Here is a 15,169-nt window from a genome sequence, read left to right on the forward strand (position 1 = left end):
ATCCCAAGGAGGCGGTCGAGAAAATACCCGTCTTTTATTTGACGCTTACAAAAGACCGGCCCTCGATTCGATATTCGAAATCGAGGCCGGTCTTCGTTTTGAACCGGTCACAGCCGGTTCGACTTTAAAAGAGGCTTTTTAAGCTCTGTATCGATTAAAGATTTTCCAGATACGCCTTATCGACTTTCTTGCGCAGTTTCAGCATCGCCTGATTCAGACGGAGCGCCGCGTCATCGAGCTCTTTTTGCGTAAGGGCATCGGCTCGAACGGAAGCCGCATGCGTTCTTGCGTCTTCAAAGGCATGGAGGCCTGTCGTCGCAAACGTCTCTTTGGCCGCTTCAAGCGCATCGGCTTTTTCGAGGGCCTGATCCATTAAGGTGTAATCGAGTTCATCTGGAATGTCCGCACTCCATACGCCTTTCACACGGATTTCCGCAGCGGACGCGAAAATTTTGCCCGTTTCGACACTGACGGAATCTACGGCCACAAGACGGACCTTCGTCGCTTTTACCGGCGTGGACCATACGGCTTCTTTCCAGCCGGATTCACGGGCCCAGTTTCCTTCGGCTGCCGTTTTCCACTCCGCTCCAGGCTGGCTGTCGTCGATAACCTCAATGCGATATTTGGTGATTGTGCCGTTCTGCGCGTTGCTTCTTGGCAAATACAGCAGGGAGCGTACCATCGCCGGTTCGTTGAGGTTCAGTGTGATATAGCACTGTTCCCGTGTGGGCAGCGTTCCGGTGTACTGGGTGTGCCAGAGCGTCTGATTGTTTCCATCCAGAACGCGTTCTGGTCCTTCCCCGCTCTGCGCACTGGGAGCAGTGGCGGTCATTTTTTCCGGTTCCAGAACGCCGTCCAGAGTAATTTCCGGAGCGATTTTCTGGATGTCGTATTTTTCAAGAACGTTTTCGGCCAGTGTGTTGATCGGATCCGAACCTGGCTGATCGGAGAAGCGTTCGTCGCTGTTTCGCGCCCAGGCCCATTCCACTTCAAACCAGTCCGCTGCGCTGAAGGTTTTAAAGGATTCGCCGCGCAGTTCTTTTTTCTTTTCGTCAATGAACATCTGCCAGCGCTTGAGATACAGATCTTTCGTCAGGCCAGCCCACTGACGGTTGGAGTAGTCGTGCAGACCGCCGGCGTTCGACTGGGCAATGGAACCCCATGTCGATACAAGCGCTTTGGCGTTGAGATCAAACAGATCTCTGGTGAAGTCATCCGGATCGCTGATCATGCGGCCGGCGGCTTCGGTCCAGTTGCCAAGCATGTACATTTTCGTTGTGGAAAGCAGACGGTCCGAATCGCTGACGAGTTCGATCAGCTTATCCGACCAGGTCGTGAATTCATCCAGATCGCGGTTGGTGTAAGCCGTATTCATTTTGGAAAGAATTCCCTGTGCCGAGTTGGACAGAACCTGCTGAGCCACGCTGACTACGTCATAGCGATACGCTTCGGAATCCTTAAGCGTATCCCAGTCTTCCAGAAGCAGATCGAGCGCTTTCTGCAGTTCGACTTTGGAATATAGAATCGACGACCAGCCCCATGTCGAAGCGGTAGTCAGCGTCAGATTTGGACGGGCATTCAGGATATTTTCCGGAGCCCCCTGTCCGATGCCGCTGTTGTTTCGTTCGTGCTCGACGCCGTCGTATACGGTATCGAGCAGAATCTGGAGCGCTTCGACTGCGCTTTCGCTTTCGTCGCCGTAGCGTCTTCTTGCGTAATCCTTAATCCACTGATTGAGATTGATTGGTTCTACCGGCTGCGCTGCATCTTCGGTCCAGATGGTATCGAAGAGGTATTCGTAAAGCAGCGGGTTGTTCTGACTGGCTTCCGGTGCGATACCGATACCGGCCATGCAGTCTGCATTCTTGATGGCGTCAAATACGCCTTCCAGACCTTCGATGTGGCCATAGAGACCGAGACGTCCGCCAAAGTTGTTGAGCATGCAGAATACCCATGGGGTCTGCTGGAATTCATCGCCATAGCTGGCGCTGTTCCAGTGCGGCTGGCGTTCTGCATACAGATCGAGTACGAGGGCGTGGTCCCGATTGCCTTCCAGACCTTTCAGAAGGGCGCTGGACGGGTTGCGCTGCCAGGACTGAATCACCCAGACGGCGTCCGGATCGCTTTCCATCATCGCTTTGAGCGTCTCGGACGCGATGGTGGAAACATTCATGCCCCCCGTATTTCCGCCTTCGTGGAACGGGTCGGTCGCGTAGTAGTTCGTGATGTCTCCATAGACATCCTGTTGCGCTTTGTAGAACATTTCGGCATATTTCGGGAAGGTATTCGAATCATCCGTTTTGAGCATGTACGGGCGCTGGAAGTTGCACCATTTGCCCTGCGGAATAACGGACGCTTCCGGCTGTTTGGTTTTGAAATCGGTCGGCACCATGCCGCAGTAGCCCATCAGTACAGGCTGCATACCAAGAACCTGCATGATGCGATGGTTTTTACGGGCGAGTTCGGTACGCTGTGCAAACCATTTGTCCGGCAGCGGTCCGCCCATGCCGGTAAGGTTGGCCATGTAAAACCAGGCGTAGTACGCAGGACCGGCAATGAAGTCCTTGATTTCCTGATGGGAATAGCCGCATTCGGCAAGAAAGCGTCTCCAGACTTCTTCCTGACCGGTCGCATCCAGAACGATATTCACGCCGTTCAGAGCAAGCCAGTCTAATTCATTTCTCCATTCGCTTTCGCCCCAGAACGCCATCGAATAGGAAAGCGTACAGAAGTTATACGAATAGCGAACCGGGAATTTTGTTTCCTTGTGCAGTTTCTGCACAGGAAGAACAATGCTTTCCGGCATTTTGACCTGATCGCCGACCTGAGAAATGTGCACGTTGACGATCTGTTCCAGGTAGGCGTTCAGACCGGTGGCCAGAGACACGCCGTTGTTTCCGGTAATGTGAATCTTTCCTTTTCTGGCTTCGACATCGTAGTAGTCATAGCCATTGGCGGCATCTTTGAGTTCAAAGGTAAACCAGTCGACATAGGCTTCCCCAATGCGGCGGGAAATAATGCCCTGAACTTCCGCAATCGTATCGGCTTCGGTAACGGCCCTTGCGTATTCGGTATCTTTAAAATCCGGCACGCTGACCGCCGGTGTTGGCTGAACGGGTGTTCCCGACTCCGTTCCGTGCAGGACGAATTCACGAACCTGGCTGTTTGCGGAAGCGGAGTTGTATTCCATGTAAAGACGGATAATACGTGCTTCCTTGTTGTTGAGCTGCCAGGTTTCGCCTTCATTCGTGCAGGTCTCTTTCGATGTCTTGCGGGCGACGCGCTCAAAGTCAACGCCATCCATGGACGTATAGATCGAATACTGGCTGTAGCCCGCAGTCGGGGTGAATACAACCGCATCGCTGAGCGTATAGTTTTTGCCCAGGTCAATATCCACATACGCCGGATACATGTCGCCGTTCCACTGGGTAGCCAGCGAACCGTCGACCAGGTTCTTTACGTTCGCCTGGTTCGTATTGGTATGAATGGATTTGCCTTTGGCAATATTGTTTTCAAGCAGAGGATCCTTTACGGAATCTGTTGGGGCAAGAATTTTCAGCTCCGCTAAAGCGGGCCAGGGATCGCCGCCGGTATTCGCAATGGATTTAATCAGAATGCGTACGGCCTGCAGTTCTCTGGCCTCATCGAGGGTAAAGCGTTTGATGCAGTCCCCATCCAGACGTGTTGCCGTCTGATCAGCGCCCAGCACTTCCCATTCCCCGTCGGCACTCGTCCGTCCAAGAATGTCGTACCTAAAGACAAAGCCGTTGGAATCGGAAGCGCCTTTGTTTTCAAAGGCAGCTTCAATCGCTTTTACCGTCTTTTTCTGATCGTAATCGATCTGAACCCAGGCCTGACCTCCGGTGGTCGAAAGCCCCTGAGAAAATACGTAAAGCGTTTTGTAATCTTCATCGATCAGACTGGCCGGATTGCCCTGTCCGGACGTGATAGAGCTGATCGTACCGTTGCCGGCAATATTGACCAGATCGGAAGAATCGGGGTTGTTCCCGCCTTTTTCGGTAAATAATTCCACTTCCGCAATGCCTGGCCAGAACGCGCCGGCAGCGCCGCCGTTTTTCGGATCGGAAAGTGTCAGATAGAAATGGGAGGCAGAAATGCCGTCTTCCCACGTATAGGTAAACGTGTCGTTAAAGGAAAAGTCGTCTTTTTCTGTATCCGGAATCAGATCGTCCGTCACGCTGTTGACCGCGTGCTGGAGTTTCACATCCATCGTCCAGTCCGGATGCCCGGATTCCAGTTTGACAACCATTTTATAAATCGGCGGGGTGTCCAGAGGTGCACGAAAAATCAGCGTCGCCGGCCACTGTGCTCCGTTGCTGACCCAGAGCGTAGAAGCATCGCCGTCGACCATGTTTTCTTTCGGCTTTCCGCTCTGTTCAGAGGGAACTGTGATCGTAAAGTCTGCTGCGATGTTTTCCAGCTCAGAAGGAACAGCTGCCTGAATGGGGGTCTGCAGCATCGAAAGTGAACAGCCCGCCGCAACGACGATCGAAAGCGTCTGTTTCAGCCGGTTTGTCAGAGATTGTTTCATCAATAATCCTTTCTTCTTTTTTTATGGTTTTGGTCTTTGTAATTTGCCCGAAAACAGAGACCAGAATACGCCCGATGTATTCCCTTTCATTATGCCGGTCCGAAAAATATTTATGAACGCCGAACATATGCAATAAGTGTGATATTTTGTTCATTTCTTGCGATTTTTATTTCTTCAGGCTGGACCTTTTCAGTGTAACCCCTTTCATTTTTTGTGCGTTCTTTTGCGATGTACGAAAATCCGGTCCTTCTCTTGCCTTTACGATAAAAGGCCGTATTCCTTCTGGCTGGATGAGGAATACGGCCTTTTATCTGCTTAATGCGTTTTAGAACGGTTCAAAACTTACGTGGCCAGATCGAAATCTGTTTACTGGACTTCCCTCGTATAGAGCGCATAGAGCGCGGGATCGATATCGGTCTGAATCGACGGATAGAACGGCGCTGCCTTTTCGCGAATTGCTTCCTGCACAGCGGCATCGAGTTCGAGAATTTCACTTCCGTTTTCTTCAATTTCTTCTCTTTGTCTGGCGATGCGCTCATCCGACTTCTCGCGCGCATAGTCGGCAGCGATGGAAGCCGCTTCTTTTAGAATTTCCTTCTGTTCCTCCGTCATCTAAGGAAGAACCAAAAATCGACGGCAATACCGAAGTAATTCCAAGGAAGATGGAAATCGGAACCGCGATCACCAGCAAAATCGTAAAGACTGCAAACAGAAGAAGGACACTCGTACGCTTTCTCCTTTTCCAGACGTTACAGACGAATCCATGCCGGATGCGCCGACCGGCTCTGGATCGGTATTGGCCTGAATGAACGATTCCTGCGTACTGCGTTCCGGATGGGCCGGATCGTTGAGGGGAAGGTTCAGTCACACTTTGAATTCGATGATCCAGCGCTGCAAGATGCAGATGGCGACCAGAACAAAGGAAACAAAAGGCACCGCCTGCACGCAGTCCATCGGAATCTGACATGCGGGCGAAACCTGCCCGCTTTATACCGAAGACATGAAAAATGAGAACGTATACGGAATCATGTTTAAAAAGAACGCCAGTTCGATCGTGTGGCTGATCACTTTCAAAACCGCTTATTTACGCCGGGAAAGTCTTGCCGCAACCTGTTCGATCTTGATGGAAATGCAGTATATGGTGCAGCAGCTGACACTGAGAAAGCCGCTCCAGATAAACAGACAGCGCGTCAGCTCTTCCGATCAGGAAAGCGACATGAACAAAACGCTGCGGCAAAACACCTGAATGCCCATGATGACGGCCATGGCTGCCAGGGCGAGACAAAGCAGAAATTTTTCCAGACAGTCATCCAGCCAGTGCAGCCCTTTTTCATAGATCAGCTCTTCTTTTCTGAGGACGATGAATACGACGAATATGGAAGAAAATGAAGATGGAAACGGAGGCATATAGAACGAAGCAGACACAATGGAGCAAAGCGCCAGAGAGGCAGAACTCACCTGCGGACACCCTATTCAAATTCTTATATTGGAATTCGAACGACGCCAGGTCCGGAAATTATGCGGGCACTTTGATCGACAGACCGGCAGTTGCCTGCTAAAACTCTGGAAACCGTTTTGAGATAACAAAATCATCCATTCGGCGTCATCCAGATTCAAAAAATACAAAAGCAGACGGTGCTTTTTTTGAATAGTTCACACCGCCTGCCAGCTTTGACCTGGGGCTTTTCATTCCCCTGCTTTCACTGGAAAAAGCCGATTGAAGTCTTGCTTAAAGCGCCTGATGCAGCGCATCGAGAATCTGAACGAGCGTTTCCACATTCATCTGACCGGGAGCGGAAGCCTTTCCGGCGGCTCCAAAAGTCATCGACGAACCGAACGCTTCGCCGCAAAGGCGGCTGATCACGCCGTCTTTGGCCATGGACATCGTGATGATCGGACGATCGGCAATGTCATTGGCCATTTTTTCGGTCGCGCTCAGCAGCGTGAGCACGTCGCGGCGATTTTGCGGCATGACGGCAATTTTGCAGATGTCGGCGCCCATCTCCTGCATTTTGACCAGACGGGAAACGATGTCGTCCTGATCCGGCGTCTTGAAAAAGTCATGATTGGAAGCAACGACTTTTACACCATTTGCGTGCGCGCCGTCCAGGATGGCGCTGACCGTGTCGTCTCCGCTGAAGATTTCAACATCGACAAGATCCACGAGACCGCTTTTGGCAGCTTCCACGTTAAGGTCGATGTAGTCCTGCATGGAAATTGCTTTTTCGCCGCCTTCTTTTTTCGTGCGGAATGTCATGAGAATCGGCATATCGCCAAGCACTTCACGAAGTCCTTTCAGAACGTCTTTTACTGCCGCGAGATCTTCGCTGTTTTCAAACCAGTCGACGCGCCATTCCAGAACATCCGCAGGAAGACTGGCGATTTCTGCCGCTTCCTTCAGGATGTCTTCTTTAGTTACCGCTACAATCGGAACAATGACTTTCGGCTTTCCGCTTCCGATTTCGATATTGCGTACATTTACAGTATTCATATTCAAATCCTTTCTAGAAAATCTTTTCCGTTCAGTCTTTCAAGGTCTAAAGCCATTTCTGAAGAGTCTTCTCAAAATGACCGGTCTGCCTGAATGCAGGCAGTAAAGGGTGTCTCTTCCGGCTCACCCCGAACCGGAACAGACAGTCTGGAACTGGATTCTTAAACAAAGTAAGGATGGATCTGGCCAGAATATTCCGGCCGGTTCTGTTCTTTCAAAAATCTGCTTTTGTGAAAAAGAGTTTTTTTTCAAAATGGTATGAGCACTGCGCTCAGTCTGTCTTTGTCCTGAGATCTATTACGCAGCGTTTTCGTTATGGCGCGTTTTCGTTATGCAGCGCTTTCGATCATTTTCGAATAGCGCATGTTAACAAAGAGTCCAAGCGCATGAGAAAAGAGATTTTGTCTTCGTACAATTCTTCTAAATTAGTCTTTGTAAGATATCAAGCGTCAAGAATAGCTAACTTTGTATTAACTCCGGCCTTTTTCAACTCTCTCATTGTCCGCGATAAAGTGGAAACATCGATCACAATTCCTGGACAGTATCTAAAGCATACTGGCAGTCCGGTCTCCTGCTGAGTCACATAGATCCGGCGGACTTCGTTCTCGATTTCCCCATTGTGATTACTGATCGCTGTCAGTGGGAAATGAATACTGTCTGGGAGCCCGGTCGAATCGATCAGGACGTTTGTCCCATCTCCTTCCAGATCCTCTTTGAACAGCTTCAGATAGAACTTGAATAATTCACGACAAGGGTATTCTTCGCTCAGAAGAGCGAGAATATCCGAGATCCTCTGGCTGGACAGTCTCGCGTCAGGAAAAAGGATTCTGGCAAAACTGCTTTCCCGCCAGGATTGGCACAGACGATTCGAGCAGTTCGAAAGGATATAGAAGCAGAGAAGGCTGAAGACGGAATCCATGTTTGAACAGCCGATACTGTCGATTGCGTTCCTTAGCGCGGGATGCTTTCGGATGAACTGATCAATGAGGCAGATATCGCCAAAATCAAAAATCAGTTGCTCCTTCCGCTTGTGTTTGCGCCTTGCTAGTTCATAATCATCGGTTTTAGTATAGGTATCCGTCTTCAGATCATAGATAAAAACTCCTCTATCCCGGCTCTGGTGACTCCTTTCTCTTTATCAAGGACTCTTCCGAGGTTGATAGATTCTTTTTTTACAGTTTTTCCAACCCTTTTCGATACGGCCAGGCGTGCAAAAAGCACACCGTTTTTTTTGTTATAGACGATATGCATAGAATCACCTGCAGTAACGTGCATTTATTTTTTACTACATTAAATCATATCGAGTGAAATCCGCAAATCAAAACTCCGAAATACACTTTATATAAAGTGTATTTCGGAGTTTTATTCCCTTTGAAAATCTGGCGTAGAAAGAATATATTCCAGGAATTCAGGCTCATTCGAATCTTTTAAAGCCCCTGCGGGCATTTTTCCATTCCTGACTTTTCAAAGACGTCCTGCTGGTCGTGGAGCTGCGTGTGTATTCGCCTCTCCAGTCCGAGAGATACCTTTCGATGGATCAAAATACAATGGAATTGGATTTGGAATGCGTCATTATGAAAACCTGCAAGTTTCTATGAAACTATTTGAAACCTATTGTAAGAAAGGCGGAGTCCTTTACAAGCTTTTAACCGCTTGCCTATACTGATTGAGATCTGGGTTTCGGCATTACGAAATCCCTGAGAAAAGGAAATTTCAAATGGATAAACTCGAAAAGCTTCGCAATGACCTTGATCTTTGCGATGAAATTCTGATCAATACGCTTCGCATGCGTTCGCAGATGATTCAGGAGTTCATCTCCTGCAAACAGGAACTTGGAATTGCGGCCGTTCAGTCGGAAGAGGAAGAACGCAAAAAGCGCAATTTCAATAAGAAACTTGCTGACTACGAATACCGGGATGCCATTATGGGCGTTTACGATTCGATTCTTTATTACTCCAAGCGAATTCAGTCGCACGAACTGTTCGGCTTCAACATTTTCCTGATCGGCTTCATGGGCGTGGGAAAAAGTACAGTCGCCAAAGCCCTCAAGCAGGTTTTCGCGATGGATGTCATCGAAATGGACCAGATTATCGCCGAACAGAACAGCATGTCCATTTCCGAAATCTTCGATTTGCGCGGGGAACAGTATTTCCGCGACGAAGAAACGAATCTGCTCAAATCGTGCCGCGGCAAGCATGACCAGATCATTTCCTGCGGCGGCGGTGTCGCTATGCGTCAGGTCAATGTCGATGAAATGCGCAAATCCGGAAAAATCGTTCTGCTGACCGCCGATCCGGCGACTATTCTCGACCGCGTCCAGGACAGCCACGATCGCCCGCTTCTCGAAAACAACAAAACGGTCGAACACATCACGGATCTGATGGAAAAACGCAATCCCGCCTATATGGCAGCGGCGGATATTATCGTCAATACCGACGGAAAAGACGTCTATCGCATTTGCGAGGAAATTATTTCCAAAGTCAAAGCCTGCAAGGATGCCGAATCGGCCGGGCAGGCTCAGGAATAGCCCTGATTTAAAGAGTCCCGTTTTAAAAAGATAAGCATCCTCTCTCTTACTCTGAGAAAGAAACGGCTGTTCCTTCTGCTTACAAATCTTTCGAAAGGATGAATCAGTATGACTCAATCGATTACCGGACATACCGGTCTGCTCTGCCTTCTGGGTTCACCGGTCGCTCACTCCATTTCCCCTGCCATGCATAACGAAGCATGCGACGCGCTTGGTCTCGACTATGCCTACCTTGCCTTTGATGTGCCTGAAGTAGACATGCCGAAAGCCGTAGAAGCGCTGAAGCTGTTTAAAGCAAGAGGCTGGAACATCACCATGCCGGGCAAAAACATCATGTGCACGCTGGCGGACAATCTCTCCCCCGCTTCGGAAATTACCGGCGCCTGCAATACCATCGTCAACGAAGACGGTGTTCTGACCGCCTATACGACCGACGGTATCGGCTTTATGAAAGCCGTGGAAGAATGCGGCGTAAATATTATCGGAAAAAACATGACCCTGCTCGGTGCCGGCGGCGCGGCCACGGCCATTCTGGTTCAGGCTGCCCTGGATGGCGTCAAGGAAATCGACGTTTTCAACATTCGCGACGATTTCTTCGGCCGCCTTGAAGAAATTGCCGAAAAGCTGAATGAGCGCACGAACTGCACGGTTCGCGTCCACGATTATTTCGATCCGGAAGTCCTTCGCAAAGCCATCGCGAACAGCGCCATTCTCGTCAACGGCACATCAGTAGGCATGGCTCCGAATACAGATCGTTCGATCATTCAGGATACTTCCCTGTTCCGTCCGGATCTTTTCGTATTTGATGTCATTTACAATCCGAAAGAAACAAAACTGCTCAAAGACGCAAAAGCCGCTGGATGCAAGACGTCCAACGGCATGTACATGCTTCTGTATCAGGGCGCTGCTTCCTTCAAGCTCTGGACTGGTCACGATATGCCGGTCGATTTGATCAAGGAAAAATATTTCAGCGCCTAGCCAGTCTGCAATAAAATCGAAACGCCTTAGCTGTCGGTCAGAAACCTTTAGCTAAGGCGTTATTTAATTGTGACGGCCTGAAGACAGGCTGATATCCATTTTGGACGTCCGCTCCGGGCAGACTGCCTGAAAAGAAGTTTTAACTGCTGTGCTTTTTCTTTGCATTCAGCTGCTCCATCAGCGCATCCGCTTTTTCCACATTAGAACGAATGGCGTCGCAGCAGGCCAGAAATTCCGTTTTCTCTTCATCGTTTAAGGGCAGAACGATGACTTTTTCAATGCCGTGCCGGCCGATGACCGCCGGTACGCCCGCATACAGATCGTACTGACCGTATTCCCCGCTCAGCGGTGCGGAAACCGGAAGAATCAGATGCTCGTCCCTCAGTACCGCTTCAGCCAGTCGAGCAGCAGTTGCGGCAATGCCGTATTCGGTGCACTGCTTGCCCGCAAACGTGACCCAGCCGCCTTTAATGGCTTCCTGTTCGAGTTCTTTCCAGTCCAGGTCCTTGGCAAGCAACGAAGCCGCTTTTAACGGGGCTCCCTGGAAGGAAAGGACGGACTTTGGAGCAAACTGACGGTTGCCGTGCTCGCCAAGCATCATTGCGGTAATAGAATGGCGGGCCAGTCCTGTCTTTTTGGAAATGGCGCCGACCAGACGCGAAGTATCCAGTGCGGTTCCGGTTCCAAATATATGACCATACGGCAGACCGCATCCTTTGGCCAGTGCGCGCGTCACGACATCGCACGGATTGGAAATATTGATGATGACGCCTTTGAATCCGCTTTTGGCGATTTTAGGCGCAAAGGAATGTACAGCACGAATTGTAAAATCCAGTTCGCTGGACCGCTCTTCGTTTCCGCGAAGCAGTTCAATGTCTCCTGCAGCGTTAATGAGTACATCGCAGTCTTTCAGATCCGCGAAATCGCCTGGATGTACGTTGACGCTCCAGGACGTGTACAGCAGAGCGTCATTCAGATCCTGTGCTTCGCTGATGATTTTCTGCGGACGCGTATCGATAAGAATGAGCTCATCGACAATGCCTTCCATGCACAGAGCGCTGGCGACGTGGGCTCCAACGTGTCCAACACCAAGAATGGCTGCTTTTCTATGTTTCATGTCTATATCTCCTGATGTCAGAATTCGATTGTTCTGACAGACCATTTTCCTTTGTCACCCGCATATCTTTCTTACCTGTCTGACGGAAAGAGAAAAAGTGTGACCGGATTCAAATCCTGCAACAGGAGATTCAGAATATCCACGAAGATGACCGAAAGAATTTTCGCGAATCGTTTTGGGCGTTTTTCACACCGTTTTTGGAAAAGGACGTCTGTCTTCGAGAGCCCTGAATAAACAGAACAGGAGTGGAATCCCGTGACGCATTACACCCCTCTGAAATCAAAAAACGAACGTAACGCCCTAGACATTTCTTTCCGAAACGATCTGACAAATAAAGATCGATACTCATAAATATCTACAAATATATGGAAAGGCAAATATTTGGAATGCCGCTTCCTGCGCTGGGTGCAGATGCTTTCCAGAATGAATTGCGCTGACGCTCCGTTTTTGATAAGCCTGCTTTTGTTCAGTCTGTCCATTTCGATTTCTTCGCAGAAAAACGAAAAAGGATTTTCAAAGTGCTGGCCACTCGAAAATCCTTTCTGGTTTTTCTAATGAATTGAATCTGCCCTTTTAAGGGCTGTCAGAAGCTCGGACTTATTCCGCCGCTTCGGTCAGTTCAATCGCGTAGTTTTTCTTTTTACCGCGCTTGATCAGAACCACATTATCGACGTAGGTGCTGTTCAGATCGATCGGCATGTTCGGGTCGTTGACTTTCTGTCCGTTTACCGAAACCGCGTTGCCCTTGATGAATTCGCGGGCTTCGCGCTTGGAAGAAGCAGCTTTTGCGGCAATCAGAACGTCTTCGAGCTTGCCTGCAGCTGCCGGTGTTTTCTCCATGGTGTTTACGAGTTCTCGCCGCTGTGCTTCGGTCAGTTCTTCAAGCGATCCGCCAAAGAGCGCATTTGTGATTTTCAGAGCGCCTTCGAGTGCTTCTTCCCCGTGAAGGTCGCGAACGACTTCTTCCGCCAGCTTTTTCTGGGCTGCACGGCGGCCAGGATTTTCTTCCACTTCTTTTTCCAGAGCCATGATCTCTTCCACGCTCAGGAACGTCAGTTTCTTGAGGTATTCGATCACCTTGGCATCTTCCGTGTTCAGCAGAAACTGGTACAGCTGGTACGGGCTGGTTTTGTCCGCGTCGAGCCATACGGTTCCCGTTTCGCTCTTGCCGAATTTTGTACCGTCCGCTTTGGTAATCAGCGGCATGGTCAGACCGAAGACTTTGGTGTCGGATCCTTTTTTCTTGCGGATCAGTTCCAGACCGGAAGTGATGTTTCCCCACTGATCCTGTCCGCCGATCTGCAGACGGCAGTTGTATTCTTCAAACAGATGCAGGAAGTCGAGCGACTGCAGGATCATGTAGGAAAATTCCGTGTAGGAAATACCGGTATCCAGACGCTTCTTTACCGTTTCCTTATTGATCATGTAGTTGACGTTGAAGTGTTTTCCGTAGTCGCGCAGGAAGTCGATGATCGAAAGATCCTTGGTCCAGTCGAGGTTGTTGACCATCGGAAAGCCCCATAATCTGGAAATCTGGGCGTGCAGCGCGTGGAAGTTGTGATCGAGAACTTCCGGTGTCAGCATGCTTCTTTCGCCGGTTGCTTTCGGGTCGCCGATAAAGCCGGTCGCACCGCCGACGAGCATGATCGGATGATGTCCGTGCTGTTCGAGACGTTTGGCCATCAACAGCGAACTGTAATGGCCGATGTGCAGGGAATCCGCCGTTGGGTCGGTTCCAATATAGAAGGTCAGCTCGCCGTTGTTGATTTCCTCTTCCAGATCGGGAGAAGTGACATCGTTCACCAGGCCGCGCCATTTGAGCTCATCAAAAAATTTCATATCCATCCTCCATAATTCAAGTATCAAAACAAACCGAAAATAAAAAACGCGCACTGTCAAGGACGACAATGCGCGGTACCACCTTAATTCACCAAACTTCTATTTGATGCACTCGCCTTTAACGCAGGTTCACGGCCATAAAGGCAGCTCCAAGGTGTATTCCACAGACGTCTTTACTGTCTCGCACCCAACGACAGCTCTCTTGGAAATCCGGCTCTGTGTACTCTTTCTTATCTCAGCTTTTCGAATGTTTGTTTTGTTTCGACATTGTAACACGACTTTTTTAAATTTCTACAGCCAAAGGTGTATCTCGCCAAATTGCGAAGCTTTTAAAGACGAAAGGCTTCGCCTTTTTGCTTTCCAGCCGGCAAAACCGGATCGCTTTGTCGAACATTGCGCCCGGATTAGAAAATTTTACCTGGCGTTTTTCTTAGTGTACCGCCGCAGAAAAGGACTTCAGAAGCACTGGGCTCTGCGAAAGGCAGGTCGGACACGTCCAGGGAAGGGGCTGGATTTTCCTGTATTTTTCACTTGCGTTTTAACCTTCTTTGCAGGTGCTGCTTTTTTGTGGTTTCGTAGAAAATTACTCAATTTGACATATCCAGAAAAAACGGCGGATTTGCAAAAAGCACTTTATGTTTTTGACTAATAATGCGGCATAGTTTAACATTTTAGTGAATGAATTCGCTTTCAGAACGGAAAATCGGGCATTCCCTTTGCGAGGTGGATTCAGGAAACAAAATGTTTCATTCTTCACTATGTACAAGATGAAATAGAAAGGAATAAGCATGAATTCAAAACACAGAAAGCTGCTGGGAAGCCTTCTTTCTCTGACGCTTGGGGCGAGCTCATTAGGATCTTCCACAGTTGTTCTGGCCAATGAATCCGATGGTACGGATTTTGATGCGATGATCTCAGACAACCAGCTGAGTATCGGTAACAACAAGATTTCCCGTACGTTCTCGGTTACAGACGGCAAAGTGGCCACGACGGGCGTCGTGAACCATAAAATTGATCGCACGCTGACTCCAGGGGCTGGATCGGAGGACTTTGTCATTTCCGCACAGACGTATGGGGATACGGCTCAGGAAGACATTATCGCCAATCCTCAGAAGCTCGATGTTGAAAACGCTACTGCAATGGACCGTACTGGCTGGACAGCATCCCTGACCAATACTTCCGGCGGCGGATTTACTTCTTCAGACGCCGGTAAGCTGATTGACGGCAACCTCAGTACGAATCCGGATGACTACAACAATGCCAGCAATCCCTGGGATGCGGTAATCGATATGAAAGAAGCCAAAACGGTTTCTGCCTTCTCGGTTGACAAGCGTCCAGGGTTCCAAGAAGAGGCGTATGGCCTAAACGGTTCGATGGGCAAATTCGAACTGTACAAAAGCGATGACGGAGAGAACTGGACAAAATTTGATGAAGGCGAATTTACAGCAGATGATTATAATCTGCACAAAGTCGACAGCCTCTTTAACGTTGGCGATCGCGTAGCCTTCAACTTTACCGCACCGCAGACAGCGCGCTATTTCAAGGTTCGCCAGGTTTCCACCGTATGGAATTCCGACAAGCAGGAATTTACAACTTCCGAAATTAATTTCTTCGTAAGTGTCAAACAATCGACGGGTATACGCGAGACTGAATATTAGATACGCT

The 15,169-nt window shown here is 49.4% G+C and carries 10 protein-coding genes and 1 other annotated feature; of the genes, 4 read left to right on the plus strand and 6 right to left on the minus strand.

What is annotated here, in order from left to right:
• Positions 1 to 154 precede the first annotated feature (154 nt).
• Together Q2J39_RS08615 and Q2J39_RS08620 are read right to left on the minus strand one after the other, a co-directional pair.
• Positions 155 to 4,552, minus strand: a complete 4,398-nt coding sequence (locus Q2J39_RS08615) for an alpha-N-acetylglucosaminidase TIM-barrel domain-containing protein (protein ID WP_288340124.1) — start codon at positions 4,550 to 4,552, stop codon at positions 155 to 157.
• A gap of 366 nt (positions 4,553 to 4,918) precedes the next feature.
• Positions 4,919 to 5,164 (minus strand): hypothetical protein, encoded by a 246-nt coding sequence (locus Q2J39_RS08620; RefSeq protein ID WP_230267943.1) that lies wholly within the window; start codon positions 5,162 to 5,164, stop codon positions 4,919 to 4,921.
• Between the two features lie 444 nt (positions 5,165 to 5,608).
• Here Q2J39_RS08620 and Q2J39_RS08625 point away from each other — a divergent pair, with 444 nt between their 5' ends.
• Positions 5,609 to 5,941 carry a hypothetical protein gene (locus Q2J39_RS08625; RefSeq protein WP_230267941.1) on the plus strand — a complete coding sequence of 111 codons (333 nt, stop codon included), beginning with the start codon at positions 5,609 to 5,611 and terminating at the stop codon, positions 5,939 to 5,941.
• 340 nt (positions 5,942 to 6,281) lie between these two features.
• Here the strand turns inward: Q2J39_RS08625 and aroD are convergent, their stop codons facing one another.
• The gene (gene aroD / locus Q2J39_RS08630) at positions 6,282 to 7,043 is read right to left on the minus strand and encodes a type I 3-dehydroquinate dehydratase (RefSeq protein ID WP_288340126.1); all 762 of its coding nucleotides are present in this window, start codon (positions 7,041 to 7,043) and stop codon (positions 6,282 to 6,284) included.
• Positions 7,044 to 8,126: 1,083 nt separating this feature from the next.
• On the minus strand, positions 8,127 to 8,318 hold the full coding sequence (locus Q2J39_RS08635) for a hypothetical protein (protein WP_230267939.1): 192 nt from the start codon (positions 8,316 to 8,318) through the stop codon (positions 8,127 to 8,129).
• Between the two features lie 442 nt (positions 8,319 to 8,760).
• On the opposite strand from Q2J39_RS08635, the gene Q2J39_RS08640 reads away from it, so the two are divergent.
• Both Q2J39_RS08640 and Q2J39_RS08645 read left to right on the plus strand, forming a co-directional pair.
• The gene (locus tag Q2J39_RS08640) at positions 8,761 to 9,570 is read left to right on the plus strand and encodes a shikimate kinase (protein ID WP_288340129.1); all 810 of its coding nucleotides are present in this window, start codon (positions 8,761 to 8,763) and stop codon (positions 9,568 to 9,570) included.
• Between the two features lie 108 nt (positions 9,571 to 9,678).
• Positions 9,679 to 10,548, plus strand: coding sequence for a quinate/shikimate dehydrogenase (locus tag Q2J39_RS08645; protein ID WP_288340131.1), 870 nt, complete (start codon positions 9,679 to 9,681; stop codon positions 10,546 to 10,548).
• Positions 10,549 to 10,687: 139 nt separating this feature from the next.
• On the opposite strand, the gene Q2J39_RS08650 is transcribed toward Q2J39_RS08645, so the two are convergent.
• Together Q2J39_RS08650 and tyrS are read right to left on the minus strand one after the other, a co-directional pair.
• Positions 10,688 to 11,665, minus strand: coding sequence for a lactate/malate family dehydrogenase (locus tag Q2J39_RS08650; protein ID WP_288340133.1), 978 nt, complete (start codon positions 11,663 to 11,665; stop codon positions 10,688 to 10,690).
• 597 nt (positions 11,666 to 12,262) lie between these two features.
• On the minus strand, positions 12,263 to 13,504 hold the full coding sequence (gene tyrS / locus Q2J39_RS08655) for a tyrosine--tRNA ligase (protein WP_288340135.1): 1,242 nt from the start codon (positions 13,502 to 13,504) through the stop codon (positions 12,263 to 12,265).
• Positions 13,505 to 13,559: 55 nt separating this feature from the next.
• Positions 13,560 to 13,750, minus strand: a binding site (T-box leader).
• Between the two features lie 542 nt (positions 13,751 to 14,292).
• Between tyrS and Q2J39_RS08660 the strand changes: the two genes are divergently transcribed.
• A complete protein-coding gene (locus tag Q2J39_RS08660) occupies positions 14,293 to 15,162 on the plus strand; it encodes a discoidin domain-containing protein (protein ID WP_288340137.1) in 870 nt (289 codons plus the stop codon).
• Positions 15,163 to 15,169: the final 7 nt, after the last annotated feature.

Origin of the sequence: uncultured Allobaculum sp., from assembly GCF_948576815.1 — a bacterium.
Taxonomy (GTDB): Bacteria; Bacillota_I; Bacilli_A; order Erysipelotrichales; family Erysipelotrichaceae; genus Allobaculum; species Allobaculum fili.

Bases quoted from the DNA above. Each gene is read 5' to 3' on its own strand.
- Q2J39_RS08635 (WP_230267939.1), bottom strand. From the start codon at position 8,318: ATGCACGTTACTGCAGGTGATTCTATGCATATCGTCTATAACAAAAAA.
- Q2J39_RS08620 (WP_230267943.1), bottom strand. From the start codon at position 5,164: ATGACGGAGGAACAGAAGGAAATTCTAAAAGAAGCGGCTTCCATCGCT.
- Q2J39_RS08645 (WP_288340131.1), top strand. From the start codon at position 9,679: ATGACTCAATCGATTACCGGACATACCGGTCTGCTCTGCCTTCTGGGT.
- Q2J39_RS08660 (WP_288340137.1), top strand. From the start codon at position 14,293: ATGAATTCAAAACACAGAAAGCTGCTGGGAAGCCTTCTTTCTCTGACG.
- Q2J39_RS08650 (WP_288340133.1), bottom strand. From the start codon at position 11,665: ATGAAACATAGAAAAGCAGCCATTCTTGGTGTTGGACACGTTGGAGCC.
- aroD (WP_288340126.1), bottom strand. From the start codon at position 7,043: ATGAATACTGTAAATGTACGCAATATCGAAATCGGAAGCGGAAAGCCG.
- tyrS (WP_288340135.1), bottom strand. From the start codon at position 13,504: ATGAAATTTTTTGATGAGCTCAAATGGCGCGGCCTGGTGAACGATGTC.
- Q2J39_RS08615 (WP_288340124.1), bottom strand. From the start codon at position 4,552: ATGAAACAATCTCTGACAAACCGGCTGAAACAGACGCTTTCGATCGTC.
- Q2J39_RS08640 (WP_288340129.1), top strand. From the start codon at position 8,761: ATGGATAAACTCGAAAAGCTTCGCAATGACCTTGATCTTTGCGATGAA.